Origin of the sequence: Paenibacillus sp. S-12 (assembly GCF_030363895.1) — a bacterium.
Taxonomy (GTDB): Bacteria; Bacillota; Bacilli; order Paenibacillales; family Paenibacillaceae; genus Paenibacillus_B; species Paenibacillus_B alvei.
The window spans coordinates 25,762-42,550 of sequence record NZ_JASIUF010000011.1 but is presented as its reverse complement, the minus strand read 5'-3'; the positions used below and the strand labels follow the sequence as shown (position 1 = coordinate 42,550).

Here is a 16,789-nt window from a genome sequence, read left to right as displayed (position 1 = left end):
GTGACGTTCTCCTCCGAAGTACGAAGTAACAACAAAATAATCGTTCTTAATTGAGCAAGGAATTGATTTCAGACAAGATATCATCAACGGATAGTTCATCACTGGTTGTATTGTCATTCTCTTCGTTCTCTTCAAAGCTCATGGCTTCAGTTAATAAATAGCCATTTAATTTCCGTAAAGACGGATAGTTGAAGAAAACGGAAATATCGATTTGGATGTGTAAAAGAGCTTTAATTTCGTTTCTTAAGGAGAAGATCATCAAGGAATCTACTCCTTGCTCTGTAAAGGAACTATCTACAGACAATTGACTGACATCATTGAACCCGATAATACCAGCAGCGGATTTATGCAATAAGCCTAGTAAGTATTCGCTCCTTTCCGTTTTACTCAAACCATGCAGCTTCGCAACAACATCTTCCCTAGCAGTTGGCATTTCACGTTGTCCGAGGGTAAAAGTGCTCGTCGTGAAATTCGCTAAAAACGCTGTTACCTCATCAACATCTGTTCGCTGACTAAATAACTCCCAATTTGCATCGACTACGATGATCGAAGAAAGATCGTTTCGAAATACTTTGTCAATCATTTTCTTTCCAAGCTCTTTCGACATCCCGTAGAGACCCTTGTTCGCAATGTTCCTTAAAATACGGTTGTTGCTTGTAGCCATTCCAGCTTCTTCCCAAGGTCCCCAACATATCGACATCGCTGGCATTCCCAGACTTCTTCTATACTCTGCAAACCTATTCATAAAATAATTGGCTGCTGCGTAATTTGCCTGCCCCATATTCCCTACTACCGAAGAAATCGATGACATCATAACGAAGAAATCCAAGTTCTCGTCCTTCAATGCATGATGCAAGTAATAGGTTCCCTGTACCTTCGCCTTGAATACATTTTCAAAGCTGTTCCAGGTTTGATCCTTTATCATTTTATCTTCAATGATTCCTGCTGCATGAATGACACCTTTAATCTTTATGTTGTCCTGCTTCAGTTTTTGAATCAGCGCGCTTATGTCAGTTTCACTACTGATATCAGCCTTTTCAACTCTGATCCGGACACCTTTCTCCTCCCATGCGATAACCGTTTCTAGCAACGAGCCAGCAGCTTGACCTCTACTTACTATTATGATGTTTTTCGCACCTTGCTGGATCAGATACTCCGTATAGACTTGACCAATTTTTCCCGTTCCACCGGTGATCAGATAGGCCGCTTCTTCATCGATTCGAATCGTAACCTCTTCTTGGCCAGCACTGCGCTTGGAATGTCTAATCAACCTAGGAATATACCTTATGCGGGAATTCCTAAGCACAACCTGCTTATCTTCTCCAAGAATGATTTCGTTGATAATTTCATCGATATCGTCCTTCAGCATGTGGAGATCCGTGTCAATAACGCCGTCCCATAACAGCGTATGCTCAAGCCGAATGACTTCGGTAAATCCCCATAATGGAGCTTGATAGAGCGATGTTGCTGCGCCACCAATCGGATGCACATTATTGGTTATCACCTGGATAGCCATTTTATTTGTGTAATTTAGTTCAGTTATGGATTGAACCAGATACAATAAACCACTGCATTCCTTTTCAATTGTGCCGAACAATTGTTCTGCAGTCAGATGATTCAGCTTAGTCTCATCCGTTGTGCTTATATAGATGAACTTGCATTTTTCTTTTTCATACCGACTCGCGACTTGCTCCAAAAGCTTCTTTACATCCTGCTTGCTAGTATACGAGATAAAAAACACGTCATTCTCAGGCTCCACATATTGCTCCCCTTGTATGACGCGAATTGACGATATACCATAGCTGTTCAATTTTTCATGGAAACGGTCAACGATATCCGGGTCATTTCCGAGTAATACAACTTTCTCCTTCTCACTTGCGATTACTTGTTTGTTTGTTCTTGTTTCCTCCATCCACTCCACATCATAGAGCAGACGATCGCCACTATTATTTATTTCTTTGAGTAATGTATCCCGCTCTGTAACCTTGGCCATTAACCTTTCAATTTCAAATACGATTTCTCCCTTTTCATTGTAAACATCAATATCGCCTACTACTCCAGATTGTTGAGAGTCATCCACCTTAATATGGCACCAATAGCTTTCAGCATCCCTGTAGTAATACTTTAATTTGCCTAACGATATCGGAATGGCCGTCTTTAATGCATACTCCTCGCTTTGCGAATCCATTCTCATACTCAACTCGGAAACAAAAAAGATAGATTGGAAGATCGAGTCTATCGTACCTGCGTATACAAGATAATCATTACCGCCTGGAATGTCCTTTTTCGGATCAATACAACAGAGCCCTTTCGCTTCACCTTTCCACACCTTCGAAATTCGAGTAAAGCCATCTCCTAATGTAAAACCAAACTTTTTCATCACATCATACGCATTATATCCCGATGTGACTTCAGGATACTTGTCCTTAAGCTCATCAAGCGATACACGCTTCTCATGTTCTCGCTCTTGCTCCTGGGCCATTTCAATATTGCCTCTGCCATGCTTCATCCAATTCTCATGCTGTGACTGCTTTTCTATACTGACAAGCTCGAATTTCATTTGTTCAAGATGGGTATCTTCGAGCAGGAATTGAACGACCCGCTTCTCGTCTTGTACAGCCGTTAATGGGGCATGAAATTCCACATTGGATATGGTACTGCTCGCAGGCTTTCGAAAATCCTTCGCAATCGAAATAAGCATGGACATATGAGCCGCGGCAGGAGCAATCGCCGTATCAAAAATAATATGCTCCTGCATAAAATAGGGGTTCTCAATCGTATATGTGCTTTGATATAGAGCGCTATTTTTGAGATAAGGCGTACTGATTCTCTGTCCAATAAGCGGATGATAATCCGTACCTGAAATGGCAGGCACACTGTCTTCATGCGAGCACACTGGCTGCATCCAATACGATTCCCGATCAAACCTATACGTAGGCAAAGCAACTCGATTGTAGTTCCGATCAAAGCTTGTCTCGAGCCCTTCCCAATGAATAGCTGCGCCATGGCAATACAATTCTCCCAAGCAATGCATGATTTGCTCCCATGCGTTTTTCTTCATCGCCAGTGAGTTCAATAACATATGTTCCTCACTAAGGATGAGCTTGCCAAGCGAGCATAGAGTGTTCGTTGCTCCAATTTCAAGGAATATCGTGTTGTGTTCATCCTTTAATTGAGATAATGCATGATAAAAGTCAACCTTATCTTTGATATGATTTGTCCAATAATCAGCGCCTAATAATTCTTCTTTTTCCACAACTCTGCCAAGGGTAGCCGATACATAGGTCAGCTTGCTGTGTTTAAATTCCGCCTCATTTTGCGCAACCTCTCTAAATTGCTCCAATATCGGAATCATAAGATGGGAATGGAAAGCATGGGATACATGCAATCTGTTTACTTTTATTTTTCGGTTTTCCGCTTCTTTAGAGACTTCCTCAACAGCATCCTGTTCCCCGGATATTACAATACTTTCTTCCGCATTATGCAGGGCAATTGACAGCTTTTCCTCATAGCCCTTGAGCAAGTCTTCGACCGCAGCTTGATTCGTATAAATAGCGGACATCGCACCTTCCCCCGGAGCTGAATCCATTAATCGGCCCCGAAGCGCAACCAGCTTCACAGCATCCTCAAGACTCATTATTTCCGCTGCAACTGCTGCTGTATATTCCCCAATACTATGGCCCAGAACAATCTCAGGAGTAACTCCCACGCTTCCCCAGAACTTGAGTAATGCATATTCGATAGAAAAGATTAAAGGCTGTGCATAGAGCGTTCTTTCAATATCCTTGCCGGTATATTTATCGCTGTAGATCATCTCTGCTAGCGATTTATTTATATACGGCTCAAATAAATGATCGCATTCGTTGAAAGCTGATTGAAACGTAGGATTATGATCATACAGGTCTTTACCCATGCCTAAGTACTGAGATCCTTGTCCAGTGAACAGGAACACCAGCTTTGTATCCTGGTGCATATCTATCTTTTCATGATGCCGTGTCGATATCCCGGTCTTGTTGTTCCTATTCAAATAAGCTTGCAGCCTGTTCATCACTTCTTCTCCGTTCTTGCCAGACACCGTAAATCGATAAGCAAAATCAGCCTTGGCCGTATTATTGGTATAAGCATAATCCGAGACAGGAATCTGGGGGGTTCTCTTCAAATATTCAAGATTGCTTTTTATATTTTCCGTTAATGCCTTATCACTTTTGGCCGATATTTTCACAATAGAGATTGGATCCAATTCCTTAGTCAGTATCGTATCCTGTTTAGGCGGCTCTTCTAAAATGATGTGGGCATTCGAGCCACCAAAGCCAAATCCGTTGACGCCTACTCTTCTTACTCTGCCCCCGCTTTCCCAAGCCGTATTTTCAGCAATAACGGATACCGGTGACTTCTCCCACGGGATAAAAGGATTAGGTTCATTAAAATTCAAATTCGCAGGTAACATTTTGTTTTTGAACGCTAACAGCACCTTTATAATACTCGCCAAACCTGCCGCGGCTTCCAGATGCCCAATATTCGATTTCACAGAACCAATCCGAAGCGGATTATCCATCGCTCTGTCTTTGCCATAGGTGTTAGCAACAGCCTTTACCTCAATCGGATCACCCAGCTTTGTCCCCGTTCCGTGCATTTCCATATAGTCAATATCGGCATAATTTAATCTGGCGTCTTTTAGCGCTTTTGTGATTACTTTTTCTTGAGCTAGACCATTCGGTGCTGTCAATCCGTTGCTCTTGCCATCTTGATTAATCGCAGTGCCTCTTACGATGCCAAGTATATTATCGTTATTCTTTTTTGCATCACGAAGGCGCTTTAAGATTAACACACCTCCGCCTTCGCCTCGACCATATCCATTCGCTGCAGCATCAAAGCTCTTGCTTTGCCCATCGATGGATATTGCCTCCAGCTTAGAGAAGCACACATGGACTGCTGGTGAGACCATCAAGTTCACGGCACCTACAACTGCGGTATCTACCTCGCCAGATCTAACTGCTTTACTGGCCAAATGGAGGGCTGTAAGAGAGGAAGAACATGCGGTATCCACACAAAAGGAGGGCCCTTCAAACCCAAACGTATAGGATAGTCTGCCACAAGCAGTACTAAACGTTGTCCCGGTCAGCGAGTAGGCATCGATTTTCGTCAAATCTCCCGATTTATAGTGAGCGAACGAATATTCTTCGCCCGCTATGCCAATATACACACCGGTATTGCTGCCATAGTGCTGAGCAATATTAATGCCCCCATTTTCAAAAGCCTCCCACGTCAATTCAAGCAACAATCGCTGCTGCGGATCCAATGACTTGGCCTCTTTGGGAGACATATTAAAAAATTTCGGATCAAATCGATCAATGGGAACGTTCAAAAAGCCGCCTTTCCTCGAATACATCTTCCCCGGCTCTTCCTTGTCAGGACTGTAATAGTGATCAATATCCCATCGTTCCGCAGGCATTACACAGATTCCGTTAATCCCATTTATTAAAACATCCCAATATTCCTCAGGGCTATTGGCTCCCCCCGGAAAGCGACAGCTAATCCCGACAATCGCGACATCTTCCTCGGAAGGATCTTCTTCTTGATCGCCCCCCATGTTCATTTCATTTTCTGTATTTGCCTCTGCTTTGTGTAATGTGTTGTATAAAAAGTCCGCATACAGGTTGATGCTGGAATTCTCAAAAATCGAAGTAACTTCGATTTCAATCCCAAATTGAGTGGAAACTTTCTTCATAAATAGGGGGATATCTACCGATACCAATCCCAAGCTGATAAAGGGTTCATGATAATCGACAACTTCTTCATCCAAAATGTCTTCCACTAACTCAGCCAAATACGCGATAATCTCATGCTTCGTATAGGATTTCACTGAACTCATTTTTCTCATCTCCTTCTTAAAGGATCCTATCTTCGCTTTTAGTGATTACAAATCTCTTGCTTATATAAAAAAAAACAGCCATGAGTTCCAAATGAACTTCAGGCTGTTTATGAACTATTCTACACTCTTCAACGATTCGATCATGTTGATTCGTGATACTTTCCTCCGCAGCAGCAAGCTTGAGAGAATGGTGAGCACAAAAGCAAGAATAACAGCGATTAACATGACGAACAGACTTAACTGATTCGGAATTTGCTGATGTGTACTCGACAATGCCTTTACAACAAAGGAATACGTATAGCTGCTGATCGGCAACGCTACAATAACTGCAAAGGTGGTGAGGATGATATTCTCAAAGAAAATAAGCCGGTTTATTTTATACTTCGGGTAGCCTAATACCTTTAATGTAGCCAGCTCTCGATTCCGCTCATAAATGTTAATGGAGGATATCGTATAGATCGCGCCAAAGGAAAGAACGACGGCGCTTATAATAAACATGATGAAGATAAAGCTATTTTGCTTCAAAATATATTGTGCGGATTTCTTTAAATCAACCTTATCCGCAATTGCATCAACCTGTTGATCTTGTTCAAAGAAATGCCGAACGTTTAAAAGCTCTGTGGCGCTGCTGGCTTCAACGAATAGCGACGTTGGCTTGTAGTCGATGCCAAAGCTCTGTAGAAACGCTGGTGTGCCATAAAACGACGGATTTGAATATTGGGTTGATATTTGTACAACCTTCATATCGACCGTTTTATTATCGAATTCTGGCGCCGTAAATTTGATTTGGATGCTGTCCCCTTCTGAAATCTGATATTTGTCCGCATACGATTTGGGCACCAGCACTCCGTCGTTTTCCAAAGCGACCTGATTGCCTTTTTCGTCGAAGAAATGAATCAGATTGTTTTCTTTCTCTGTAACAACCAATGTGGCTTTTTCGTGATTATCGCCTTTGATAAACTCCACGGGAAAGGTGGTTAAATCATAGCTGCTTTTAATTCCATTTGGTAGTTGTAGTGTCTCTGGGGCGCTTCCTCTTTTATAGTCGACTCTGAGATCATAGGTGTTCACCTCTTCAATCTGGTCGGCTACTTTTTGCAAAGATGTCATCGTGCCAAAAGCAGTGATCAATAATACGGTGCTCACCACAACGCCAACGGAGCTCGCTAATGCCTTCGATTTATTTAAAAATATATTCCTCAAAATAAGCTTGTAGTTGTAGGATAGATTATTCCATATCCCTGGAATTTTCTCGATAAGCAGCTTCTTCATCTTCCTTGGTGGTTTCGGACGCATCGCCTGAGCTGCACGTTCTTGCAGGATGGCTCTGCCGCTCAAGTAACAGGACAGGATTCCGAACGCGCTTGAGAAAAGGATCGGAGGAATCACAGAAGTTAGAGACATAGAGAAGGCAATGTCAGGCAGTGAATATGCTTTTGCATTTGATGCTTTTACTAATGGAATAAAGATACTTGAGGCAGCAATGCAGCCTAGAATGGAGCCTAAAATCCCTACCAGCACTGGGTAACCCATATAATGAAGCATGATGTTTCTGTTTTTTACACCCAATGCCTTCATGATGCCCACTTGATTACGCTGCGAGTCAATGATTCGCGACATGGTGAGGAATAGAATAATAGCTTCAATGATAAAGAGAACGAGCGGAATAACCTTGCTCATCAGGTTATTATTATGAATGGTTTGTTGTAGCTGGGAATAGCTGAACGTACGCTCTTTACTGATTTGGCTTACATAGGAGAGTTCTGTGGATTGTGTCTGAATGGTTTGGCCCAATTGGTCAATATCGTAACCTTCCTTGGCATCAATCATGATTTCATTATAGATAGAGCCACCTGCGACTTGAGGTACAGCCGCTTCAGCGATATACGCGATTCCAGACGTTTTATGATCTTGGATTTCATTCTTTTTGGCGTATTCCACATTTTCGCCCAAGCCGCTAATGGTGAACATCACTTGTTTGTCATTCACCGTGATCTGAATTTGATCGCCGACTTGATACTGATGTTCTTTGGCATAATGGGAATCTAGCAAAATCTCATTCTGTTGGGACGGAATCCGGCCCGCAATGATCGTAGGCGTGTTAATTTCATTGTTCGCAGGAATCGAATGCATCTTAATGGTCGCTTTTAAATCACCAAAAACTTGCGAAGCATCTGCGGTATAGCGTCCTTCTATTTTGTTAACACCTTGAATTCCCTGTAATCGTTCTATATCTTGCTTGGAAATTTGTGTGTAATAGACATTCAAGTCACTTAAATTATGTTCGTTAAAGTAAACCTTTGTATAAGCGCTAAGATTATCACTTAACGTGACAAGTCCCCCATAGAAAAAGGCCCCCACTGCGATGACCAGCACAAACGCGATAAATTGTCCGATCGATTGTTTGATATCCCTTAACAGCTTTACAAATAACCTCATCATCACCACTCGATCCCTTCAACATTCTGTTTGTGCTGATTGATCGTTACGGTTTCGATCACGCCGCTCTTTACCTTAATAATTTTATCTGCCATCGGAGCAATCGCAGAGTTATGTGTGACCAACACAACGCACTTCTTTGTTTCCTTATTCAAATCTTGAAGAAGCTTTAATACGGATTTTCCCGTAACATAATCCAAAGCTCCCGTTGGTTCATCGCATAGCAACAGCAGCGGATTTTTCGCAACGGCTCGCGCGATGGCCACGCGTTGTTGTTCCCCACCAGAGAGTTGGGAAGGGAAGTTTTTAATGCGATCCTTTAATCCTACCTTGCATAACACATCTTTTGCATCCAGATGGTTTTTACATACTTCCGTGGCGAATTCAACATTTTCAAGTGCGTTTAAATTCGGAATCAGGTTATAGAATTGAAATACAAAACCAACTTTCTCAGCACGGTATTCGGTTAATTTTTTTTCGCTCAACTTCGTGATTTCTTGATCACCAACGAACACTTGACCTGTAGTAGCCGTATCCATACCGCCAAGGATATTTAAAATTGTACTTTTCCCGGCACCGCTGGCACCCAGTACAACGACAAACTCTCCTTCTGAAATCGAAAAATCTACACCAGCCAGAGCCTTGATTGGAATTTCCCCAACTTTATATTCTTTCGTTACGCTTTTGAATTCAATCAGCTTTTTCACTTCTTACATCTCCTCGTAACGTATTTTTGAATTTGGGTTTGACTCGATTCCCAATTTCCTCGAGAGATGGAAAAAGTCAAACTACATTTCTTTCTATGGGCAGAAACAGAGTTCTTTTGGGCGGGTAAGTATGTTTGTCAGGGATGGATATTCAATAAGTAAATCGAGAGAGGTATGCCGCAAGGCTCAAGGCTCTCTCAACACGCAATTGGCCTAGAGGCTGGTCTAGTTGGGATTATATTCTATGTTTAAGAGTGTTATTCCATAAAAACGATTTGTTTATAGGGGATTAGACTGTACGCTGTGAAGGTTGAGTTCATCTAGATAGTCTTCATAATGACTTTCCAGATTAGCCTTAAACGTATGGATAAATCGGAGTCCATCTGCACCATCGCAGTAGCGATGGTCGAAAGTTAATGTTATCGGGAGCATTTTCCTTACCACAATCTCGTCATTCTCTATTGTTACGATGCTGGATATTTCTTTGCGTGTGGAAGACAATTTTACAATCGTATCGTCGTCGGAATTGTTTACTTCTGCACACGGATAGGCACCTATGTTAATGCCAAAGTCGTTGAATGAATGCTTCTTCTCTTTCGACGCATCCATTTTCCCATTCGAGTTTCATTCCGTGTGACGCTTTCTCCCCTTCCCTTGATCGATGACGATGATTACATCGTTAACTGTTACGACATCTCCTGGCTCATAAGGCAATTTGTCACTCCTGCTACCGGCGAAGGGAGTACTGTGGTTACCTTATCTGTCTGGACTTCTACAAGCGGTTGATGCTCAACGACTTGCTCTCCTTCTTTGACGATGTAGGCGACAATATACCCTTCAAAAAGTCCCTCGCCAAGCTCCGGGAAATAAAAATCATATTTCATCACAGCTCACCTCTTCAGTGAACGGCTTTTGGGAAAGCACATGATTAAACATGATCGGAGGTAGCTCCATCACCAAAATAAACAAGAGAGCAGGCACTTTCATTCTTATATTTACTAGCCCACGCCGTCCCTGTCGCCTGAGGTATCTGTGTAGCGATCGGTACATAAGGAGGTAGAATATTTCTGTTATCAGGAGGAATACACCCTTCGATTCTCCCCATCCAATACCAAATAATTTTGACCATCTCGTAAATATTATCATTTCGCAAGGTTCCGTCGAGTTCTAAAATTTGAAAGAGACGCTGTTGCTCCATCTAGTCCCCCATATGATTAAATTTATAGAATGAATTCGATTTATTCGGTGAGAATCGCTTCTGATTGCACATTTGATAAAATCCTTGACCATTGTTTTTCATCCAGACCGTGTTGGCAAATAAAAGCGTATGCGAATCTTTCAATGCCAAATCCAACACATCCTGTTGATACCCATTCCTCTTCACCGCGTTTGATATTAAATTGCTCGCCAAAGAAATGATCGTGGAAATTAAACGAAGCTGTTGCAATGGTTCTATCGCTTGCGACCTTTAATCGGAGCTCGTATTTGAGTTCTTGCATTCTTTGATTAAATATTTTCGCTGCTGTATCATGGCTGCAAAAGAAAGGATCACTTGCAATTTCGCAATGTCCCTCCAATCCTAATTTTTGAAAAAGGGAAAATGATGCTTCCATACATTTTTGCCGATTATCCAAAACAAAATCTCTTGATCCCATAAAGACAATTTCACGTATTGAAAAGTCCCATAGTCTTTCTAAGGTACGATGATACTTTGATTCATAACGAAATGACTTTCCGATAGAGGTGATGGCACGATTTTGGGTTTCAGCGTGCTGGGTATTTTGAAATTGATGAAAGGTGTGGTAACACATGGTCGGAGGCAAACAGTAATCAACATTTTGACAGTAGGGAAGCAAATGGGAATCAATCTGTTTGGTAGATTTATAATCCTCGAGAAAATCATGATAGTTATCAATATCATTATGCAGTCTCGTAACAAACATTAAAAAATGCGGGAACGAATTAAAATATCCGCATTTTTCTAAAGCTTTGGTAGAAATCAGTGTTGGATAGCGGTATTCAATCGCTCCGAACTGAGAAATTGTCATCTCCTTAATGATGCGATCTAAGGAGTCCATTAAAGAGATCAACTTTTCTCCAAAGCATACCTGACCCTCACCCATCTCAAAAACCATTTCTTTTTCAAGCAGCATATCAAACACATCATCCTGATAAATGGTGCCGTTTTTAGCCGACTCCCAAATGACTCGCGGTGGTATCACCATTTGAAGCGCAATCTCATTGTCGATCACAGACAAAAGTTTATTTTTCATTTCCAATGGATCTGTTCCTGGCAATAGACTGACTTCGATACCATTAATGGTGCTTTCCTCTTTCAAAAGTGTAAATTGCTGAATATCGGCGGAGATGAAAAAGATCCGTCTTTCGAGTTCTTCGGCATGTTTAATGGATATTGGTTTATCTAGCAGGATACGATGGCGAGTATTCATATCGTTTTCCCCATTCCTTTCTCTATTTTTATGTGCAATCAATTTTGAAAAAAATGAAAGGCATCTTGTGCGATTAATACCTGTTGGATCTGAGTGCTTCCTTCGACAACCTCCATAATCTTGGCATCTCTCATATACCTTTCAACGGGATATTTGTTGCTGCAGCCATTCGCTCCGTGTATTTGAACCGCATCCTTTGCCGATGTAAAGGCATGGACGGAAGAAAAATATTTGGCCAATGAAGTGGCAAAGGTGGCCGTTACTTCATTGTTATCCCATAACTGACCAGCCCGAAAACATAGATGCCTTGCAGCAATTGTGTTCGTTACCATATCGGCAATCATTTGTTGAATCAATTGATGCTCCTTTAAATAGTGATCAAATTGTTTTCTTTCCATCACATAATCTAAGCTCGCATTCAAACATGCCTGCGCTAAGCCAACGGCTCCCCAAGCAGTACTATACCGTCCATGCGTCAATCCATTATTGGCAACTAGGGATAACCCAAAGCCGACGCTGCCAACCAGATTATCGATCGGAACCCGGCAATCTTCGAAAATAAGTTCAGCTAATAAGGAGCCTCTGAACCCTAGCATCCCAGATATCGGACGAATGGTAAGACCAGGTGTGTTTCGTTCTACTAGCAAGGCTACGGCTTGGCCTTCGCATAGGGCAAATACCAAAAAGACATTCGCTCTTTGTCCAAACGTAATCCAATTTTTTTGCCCCGAAATTACATACTCAGCACCTACCTGTTGAGCTTTTGTTTGAAGGTTTTTTATGTCACTTCCGATCTGGGACTCCGTAATCGCAAAAGAAGCCATGAGTTCGCCGGAGCTCATCTTTGGCAGCCAGTACTGCTTCTGTTCAGGAGACCCCCATCGCAGAATAGACGAAGTAACCATACCTTGAACACCAATAATATTTCGTAAATTTGCACAGCCACGGCCAATCTCTTCATTCCACAAGCCATAAGTAATATAGTCCATATCGGCTCCGCCGTATTTAGCTGGTACGGCTGCTCCCCAGTAACCTTTATCAATAATCTTTTGAAGAACGGCATCAGGCATGCATTCCTCATGATCAACCTGTTCAGCTGCGGGTACGATCTCAGTATCAACAAGAGCTTTAAACTCCTCTTGTTTTTCCAGTTGTTGGTTCGTGAGTTCAAGATTTTTGTTAAACAAAATATAACCCCTTTTCTATCCGTACATGTAATCTATATGGAATGGAACCTTTTTCACCCTAGTTTTCATGAACCCTACTCATGCCCTCTCTATCCGGCACAAGTATCTCAATTCCTACATCAATTAATCTTTCTCCACCACATAAACGGATAGCAATTTGTGCTCTTCTCCTCCTTTTATCGATTTTTTTGATCATGCCTTCCAAGCCATATAATGGCCCTGATTGAACATATACCTTGGAGTTCTCTACAATGACGCTCGAGTATTCGATAATATTCTCATTATTTACGAGCTGCAGGATCTTTCTTATTTCTACCTCATCTATTTTGTCGAAAAAATCATCGTAATTGGAGATTTGGTTACTCTCTTCTACTATGTGGGGATTCATTAACTTCGGAGACCTTCGATGTATTTTGTCTAGCAAAAACATTGAATTGCGGAGCATACGATAGTACTTGGGTATTTTTTTTAACTCATAATAAATGGATGGAGTCATCTTCGTATTGATCAACAGGTAACCAGGAAATAACGTTTTAACGACACTGTAAAATTCCCCCTCTCTTCTTTCAGGAACTAATCGTTTTGGAACACATGAATATAAATCCTTTTGGCAAAATTGTAACTTCAAGCATTTCTGAACAATATCTTCGCTACCTGTTTCTACAAAAAGTGCATACCATCCCATACGATTTCTCCTTTTGACGGTAAACTAAACGTATTCTGTTCAGCTATGAAGCTCAATCATTACCCGCTAGATTTTTTAACGTTTTTCAATATTAGTTAGTCATTATTGAAATTTCATTACGAAACAAAAAGAGGATAAGGAATTCGTTAAAATCCCTTGTCCTCTTAAAAAAAATAAAAAAATTTTTACGATATTAGACATAGCTTCGCCACGAATCTATCTTCTTATAATAGACGATAGACGCTTTGAACGAGAGCTATTTTCACCAAGAAAAATTAACGTGCCTAAACAACGATTAATCTTTGCACAGTGATTGAATGAAATAAAGGCTGTTAAGATGTTGTGTAAAGAAAAATGCTAGAAGAGTGTAGCGAGAGGAATAACAATTTCAACCTTACCGTATGCACTTAAAATTGTTTTATGTGATGTTCTGGTGATTATGCGTGGACTAACTTTGACTAACTTCCATTCCGTGCTGCTTTAACCCAAATGATAATGAGGATGAATAATAATTTCGATTTCAAGTCTGTCTTATACCACATTGATCCCCGGTATGTGACATACATGGTTTTTTTTAGACATTATACGCTCTTACTAATCTGTTGTAAATATCTAGATATCGAAAGCTCATTCATACTATTGCTAAAATAGCAAGCTATCTTTTTAACGACACGAAGGTTATTGCGCCATATTTTCCATGTTAAGGGGTGACCCACTTTTATAGTAAATGTGCAAGATTACGATCGTCAAGTTGATTTTTATGTTCATTTTTCACCTGCAGGATATATATTTTCTATTTTCCTATAGAAATGATCGGAATAAAGTGTTTACAAGTTATTGGTAACGTGTTATATTTAACACATCTTCCAGATATTACTTGCCAACATATTAAAGGAGATGAATCGTTTGAAGAAATTGCTCTTGTCCATGTCAGTACTGGTCGCCCTGGCTACAGCAGCGCCTGCCTATGCTTCCACTGCACCTGTCGATGCTGTCAAGCCTGAGGTTCGACAAACACAGCAGTTCGTTAAGTACTATGCACTTCGCCCTAATGAACTGAGCGCACTGGAAGGAATCTATTTGAAGAAAGGCCAACAGCTCACGATCTATGCACAAGGCCAATATTCGTATTATTCGGTATATGACTCGCGCAATCATCTCGGGACATTTTACAACAGCAATGTAGGAAGAATTTTCACTGCAACTGAGGACGGATATCTGTATTTGCAGTTTGCGGCGCCTTCCTCCTATACGATCAATCATATCACGGCTACTTATCACATTAATTGACCTTAGGTTGATATAATACCGACCAAATTTCTTGCAAAAACATGAAATAATCCCTGCTAGAAAAGAAGACAGCGACAGTTACGGGCAAAGATAGTCCGCGGCTGTCGCTGTTTTATTCGTTTGAAGAATGGATCGTTAAAATTTGATGAAGGTAACCGTAAATTTGGTATAGGCATTTTTCTTACTTTCTACCCTAATCAAAGCTTGATGCGCTTCTATAATAGATTTGGCTAAGGCCAAGCCAATCCCTACCGAATCATGCTTTTTGGAGCCTCTTGCTTTGTAGAATCGCTCAAAAATATGCGGCAACTCCTCAGCAGCAATCCCCTCTCCGAAGTCTTGAATCACCAGCTCTGTATAAATCGGTGTATCTTCGATTGCAATCTTGATCTTCCCACCGGGTTCGGAGTGCTCAATCGCATTCTTCAGCAGATTCAATAATGCTTCCTGCGTCCATACTTTATCGTGAACAACGACTACTTCCTCCGGGGTATGCCAATCAATCGATATATGCTGATTGGTAATCATGCTCTGTAAGCGATGTAGAGCGTCTTCAATGGTCTCTACTAAATTGGCCGGTTTTTTCTCAAATGAAATAGCTCTTGCATCGATTTTCGCTACCTTCAACAAATTTTGAATCAAGACATTCATTCTAGAGAGTTGCACATCGTTATTTTGCAGCAGTTGAACTTGCTGCTGACGCGGTAAGCTTTCACTCATCATCATCTCATTGTAGATAGATATGGTGGAAAGCGGCGTTTTTAATTGATGGGATATATCCTGCATCATTTGTACTAGAAATTCTCTCTCTTCACGTAAATCCTGCATGCTTTTGCGAATAATATCTTTCATCGAACGAAAGGAAACGGCCAGTTTCGCGAGATCCCCTTCTTTGTTTTCATTGATGACAACCGAGTAATCCCCATCGATGATTTTTTTGGCTGCCGAGGTAAGCTGTCTGATTTTATGGAAGATCATCTTGTGCTGCATGTAGCTTGCCAGAAGCAGGATACATCCGAAACACACCAATCCCCAATACATAAATTGATTATGGCGAGCAATATGGTTATTTAGAAGTGGGAAAAGCTGCGACTCCAGCCCCTCATATAACCCATACTGCCTTAAAATCTCTCTCCCTTTTTCCTGATACGGAATGGAATCCGTAGAATGGCTTGTTAGGACTTTCATAATTCCGGCTTCATTCTCAGGGTTTTGTTCCATCAATCTTGCGGTAATCTCCCCCCATGATGCAATTGAATCGCTCTTCAATTGATTGTAGAACAGTTGCTGGGTAATCAATTGATAGACGGTAAATAGCGTTAAGAGAACGGCCAGTATCGCGATGTAGCTTTTCAACTCGGTATTTTTCATCATCCTACTCTCTACTCACATCCTTGCTCCAGCGATAGCCCAATCCTCTTTGTGTGACGATGAACTGCGGATTTCTCGGATCATCTTCCACTTTATCTCGCAAACGTCGAATATATACTGATAGCGTATTTTCATCAAAGAAAACCTCATCACCTTCCGTGATATGTAGCAGGAGTTCATCTCTTTTTAGTGCTTTGTGGGCATTCATCATGAATGTGAGCAGAAGCTTATATTCTAAATTCGTTACTGGCAGGCTTTCATCATTTTTGTACACCTTGACTAGGTTCATATCGATTCTGATATTCTCAGACGTTAAGATCGTTGAAGAAGTCCCTAGACGAGCTTGCTTGCGTAATTGCACTTTCACTCTGGACATGAGTTCCTTCACGCGGAAGGGCTTCGTAATATAATCGTCCCCTCCAATATCCAGCCCCATGACCACATTCGCTTCTTCATCAAGGGCAGTTAAGAAAATGACCGATGTGTCACTCTGTTTTTTGAAATGCATGCATAAATCATAGCCATTTCCATCTGGAAGACCGATATCTAGAATAATTAAATCAAAAGTACGATGTTCAAACTGATGCTTCGCTTCTCTAACACTAGAGGCTTTAACCACCTCATACCCCTCATTTTTCAATGAAAATTCGATGGCTAGACCAAGAGCTTCATCATCTTCAACCAGCAATATGTTGCTCAACGTGTGGCCCTCCTTCTCCTCTTTCTATTTCCGAATAAGCCAATAAAATCAGAATAGCCTGACTATTCACATAGCCAGGCCCTCCGTA

At 41.3% G+C, this 16,789-nt stretch carries 12 protein-coding genes; 1 reads left to right on the top strand and 11 read right to left on the bottom strand.

The window, feature by feature from the left end; all coding sequences use genetic code 11:
• Nucleotides 1-46 precede the first annotated feature (46 nt).
• From NO352_RS10225 to loaP, 9 genes are all read right to left on the bottom strand, one after another.
• A complete protein-coding gene (locus tag NO352_RS10225; RefSeq protein WP_289355553.1) occupies nt 47-5,872 on the bottom strand; it encodes a type I polyketide synthase in 5,826 nt (1,941 codons plus the stop codon).
• Between the two features lie 114 nt (nt 5,873-5,986).
• Nucleotides 5,987-8,311, bottom strand: a complete 2,325-nt coding sequence (locus NO352_RS10220) for an ABC transporter permease (protein ID WP_289355695.1) — start codon at nt 8,309-8,311, stop codon at nt 5,987-5,989.
• A gap of 2 nt (nt 8,312-8,313) precedes the next feature.
• A complete protein-coding gene (locus tag NO352_RS10215; protein WP_268599844.1) occupies nt 8,314-9,018 on the bottom strand; it encodes an ABC transporter ATP-binding protein in 705 nt (234 codons plus the stop codon).
• Between the two features lie 279 nt (nt 9,019-9,297).
• The gene (locus NO352_RS10210; protein ID WP_268599845.1) at nt 9,298-9,627 is read right to left on the bottom strand and encodes a 2-oxo acid dehydrogenase subunit E2; all 330 of its coding nucleotides are present in this window, start codon (nt 9,625-9,627) and stop codon (nt 9,298-9,300) included.
• A 77-nt stretch (nt 9,628-9,704) separates the two neighbouring features.
• Nucleotides 9,705-9,902, bottom strand: coding sequence for a biotin/lipoyl-containing protein (locus tag NO352_RS10205; RefSeq protein WP_268620606.1), 198 nt, complete (start codon nt 9,900-9,902; stop codon nt 9,705-9,707).
• 44 nt (nt 9,903-9,946) lie between these two features.
• Nucleotides 9,947-10,216: a thiamine pyrophosphate-dependent enzyme gene (locus NO352_RS10200; protein ID WP_268620604.1), complete on the bottom strand. Its 270-nt coding sequence runs from the start codon at nt 10,214-10,216 to the stop codon at nt 9,947-9,949.
• 40 nt (nt 10,217-10,256) lie between these two features.
• Entirely contained in the window at nt 10,257-11,468 is a 1,212-nt protein-coding gene (locus NO352_RS10195) for an aminoacyl--tRNA ligase-related protein (protein ID WP_289355552.1), read from the bottom strand.
• Nucleotides 11,469-11,506: 38 nt separating this feature from the next.
• Nucleotides 11,507-12,655, bottom strand: coding sequence for an acyl-CoA dehydrogenase family protein (locus tag NO352_RS10190; protein ID WP_289355551.1), 1,149 nt, complete (start codon nt 12,653-12,655; stop codon nt 11,507-11,509).
• Nucleotides 12,656-12,713: 58 nt separating this feature from the next.
• A complete protein-coding gene (loaP, locus tag NO352_RS10185) occupies nt 12,714-13,340 on the bottom strand; it encodes an antiterminator LoaP (RefSeq protein ID WP_289355550.1) in 627 nt (208 codons plus the stop codon).
• A 906-nt stretch (nt 13,341-14,246) separates the two neighbouring features.
• On the opposite strand from loaP, the gene NO352_RS10180 reads away from it, so the two are divergent.
• Nucleotides 14,247-14,630 carry a hypothetical protein gene (locus NO352_RS10180; protein ID WP_005550076.1) on the top strand — a complete coding sequence of 128 codons (384 nt, stop codon included), beginning with the start codon at nt 14,247-14,249 and terminating at the stop codon, nt 14,628-14,630.
• A 135-nt stretch (nt 14,631-14,765) separates the two neighbouring features.
• On the opposite strand, the gene NO352_RS10175 is transcribed toward NO352_RS10180, so the two are convergent.
• Together NO352_RS10175 and NO352_RS10170 are read right to left on the bottom strand one after the other, a co-directional pair.
• On the bottom strand, nt 14,766-16,001 hold the full coding sequence (locus tag NO352_RS10175) for a HAMP domain-containing sensor histidine kinase (protein WP_289355694.1): 1,236 nt from the start codon (nt 15,999-16,001) through the stop codon (nt 14,766-14,768).
• 4 nt (nt 16,002-16,005) lie between these two features.
• Nucleotides 16,006-16,701, bottom strand: a complete 696-nt coding sequence (locus NO352_RS10170) for a response regulator transcription factor (RefSeq protein WP_005550074.1) — start codon at nt 16,699-16,701, stop codon at nt 16,006-16,008.
• Nucleotides 16,702-16,789: the final 88 nt, after the last annotated feature.

Bases quoted from the DNA above. Each gene is read 5' to 3' on its own strand.
- NO352_RS10225 (WP_289355553.1), bottom strand. From the start codon at position 5,872: ATGAGTTCAGTGAAATCCTATACGAAGCATGAGATTATCGCGTATTTG.
- NO352_RS10220 (WP_289355695.1), bottom strand. From the start codon at position 8,311: ATGAGGTTATTTGTAAAGCTGTTAAGGGATATCAAACAATCGATCGGA.
- NO352_RS10210 (WP_268599845.1), bottom strand. From the start codon at position 9,627: ATGGATGCGTCGAAAGAGAAGAAGCATTCATTCAACGACTTTGGCATT.
- NO352_RS10205 (WP_268620606.1), bottom strand. From the start codon at position 9,902: ATGAAATATGATTTTTATTTCCCGGAGCTTGGCGAGGGACTTTTTGAA.
- NO352_RS10200 (WP_268620604.1), bottom strand. From the start codon at position 10,216: ATGGAGCAACAGCGTCTCTTTCAAATTTTAGAACTCGACGGAACCTTG.
- NO352_RS10195 (WP_289355552.1), bottom strand. From the start codon at position 11,468: ATGAATACTCGCCATCGTATCCTGCTAGATAAACCAATATCCATTAAA.
- loaP (WP_289355550.1), bottom strand. From the start codon at position 13,340: ATGGGATGGTATGCACTTTTTGTAGAAACAGGTAGCGAAGATATTGTT.
- NO352_RS10175 (WP_289355694.1), bottom strand. From the start codon at position 16,001: ATGAAAAATACCGAGTTGAAAAGCTACATCGCGATACTGGCCGTTCTC.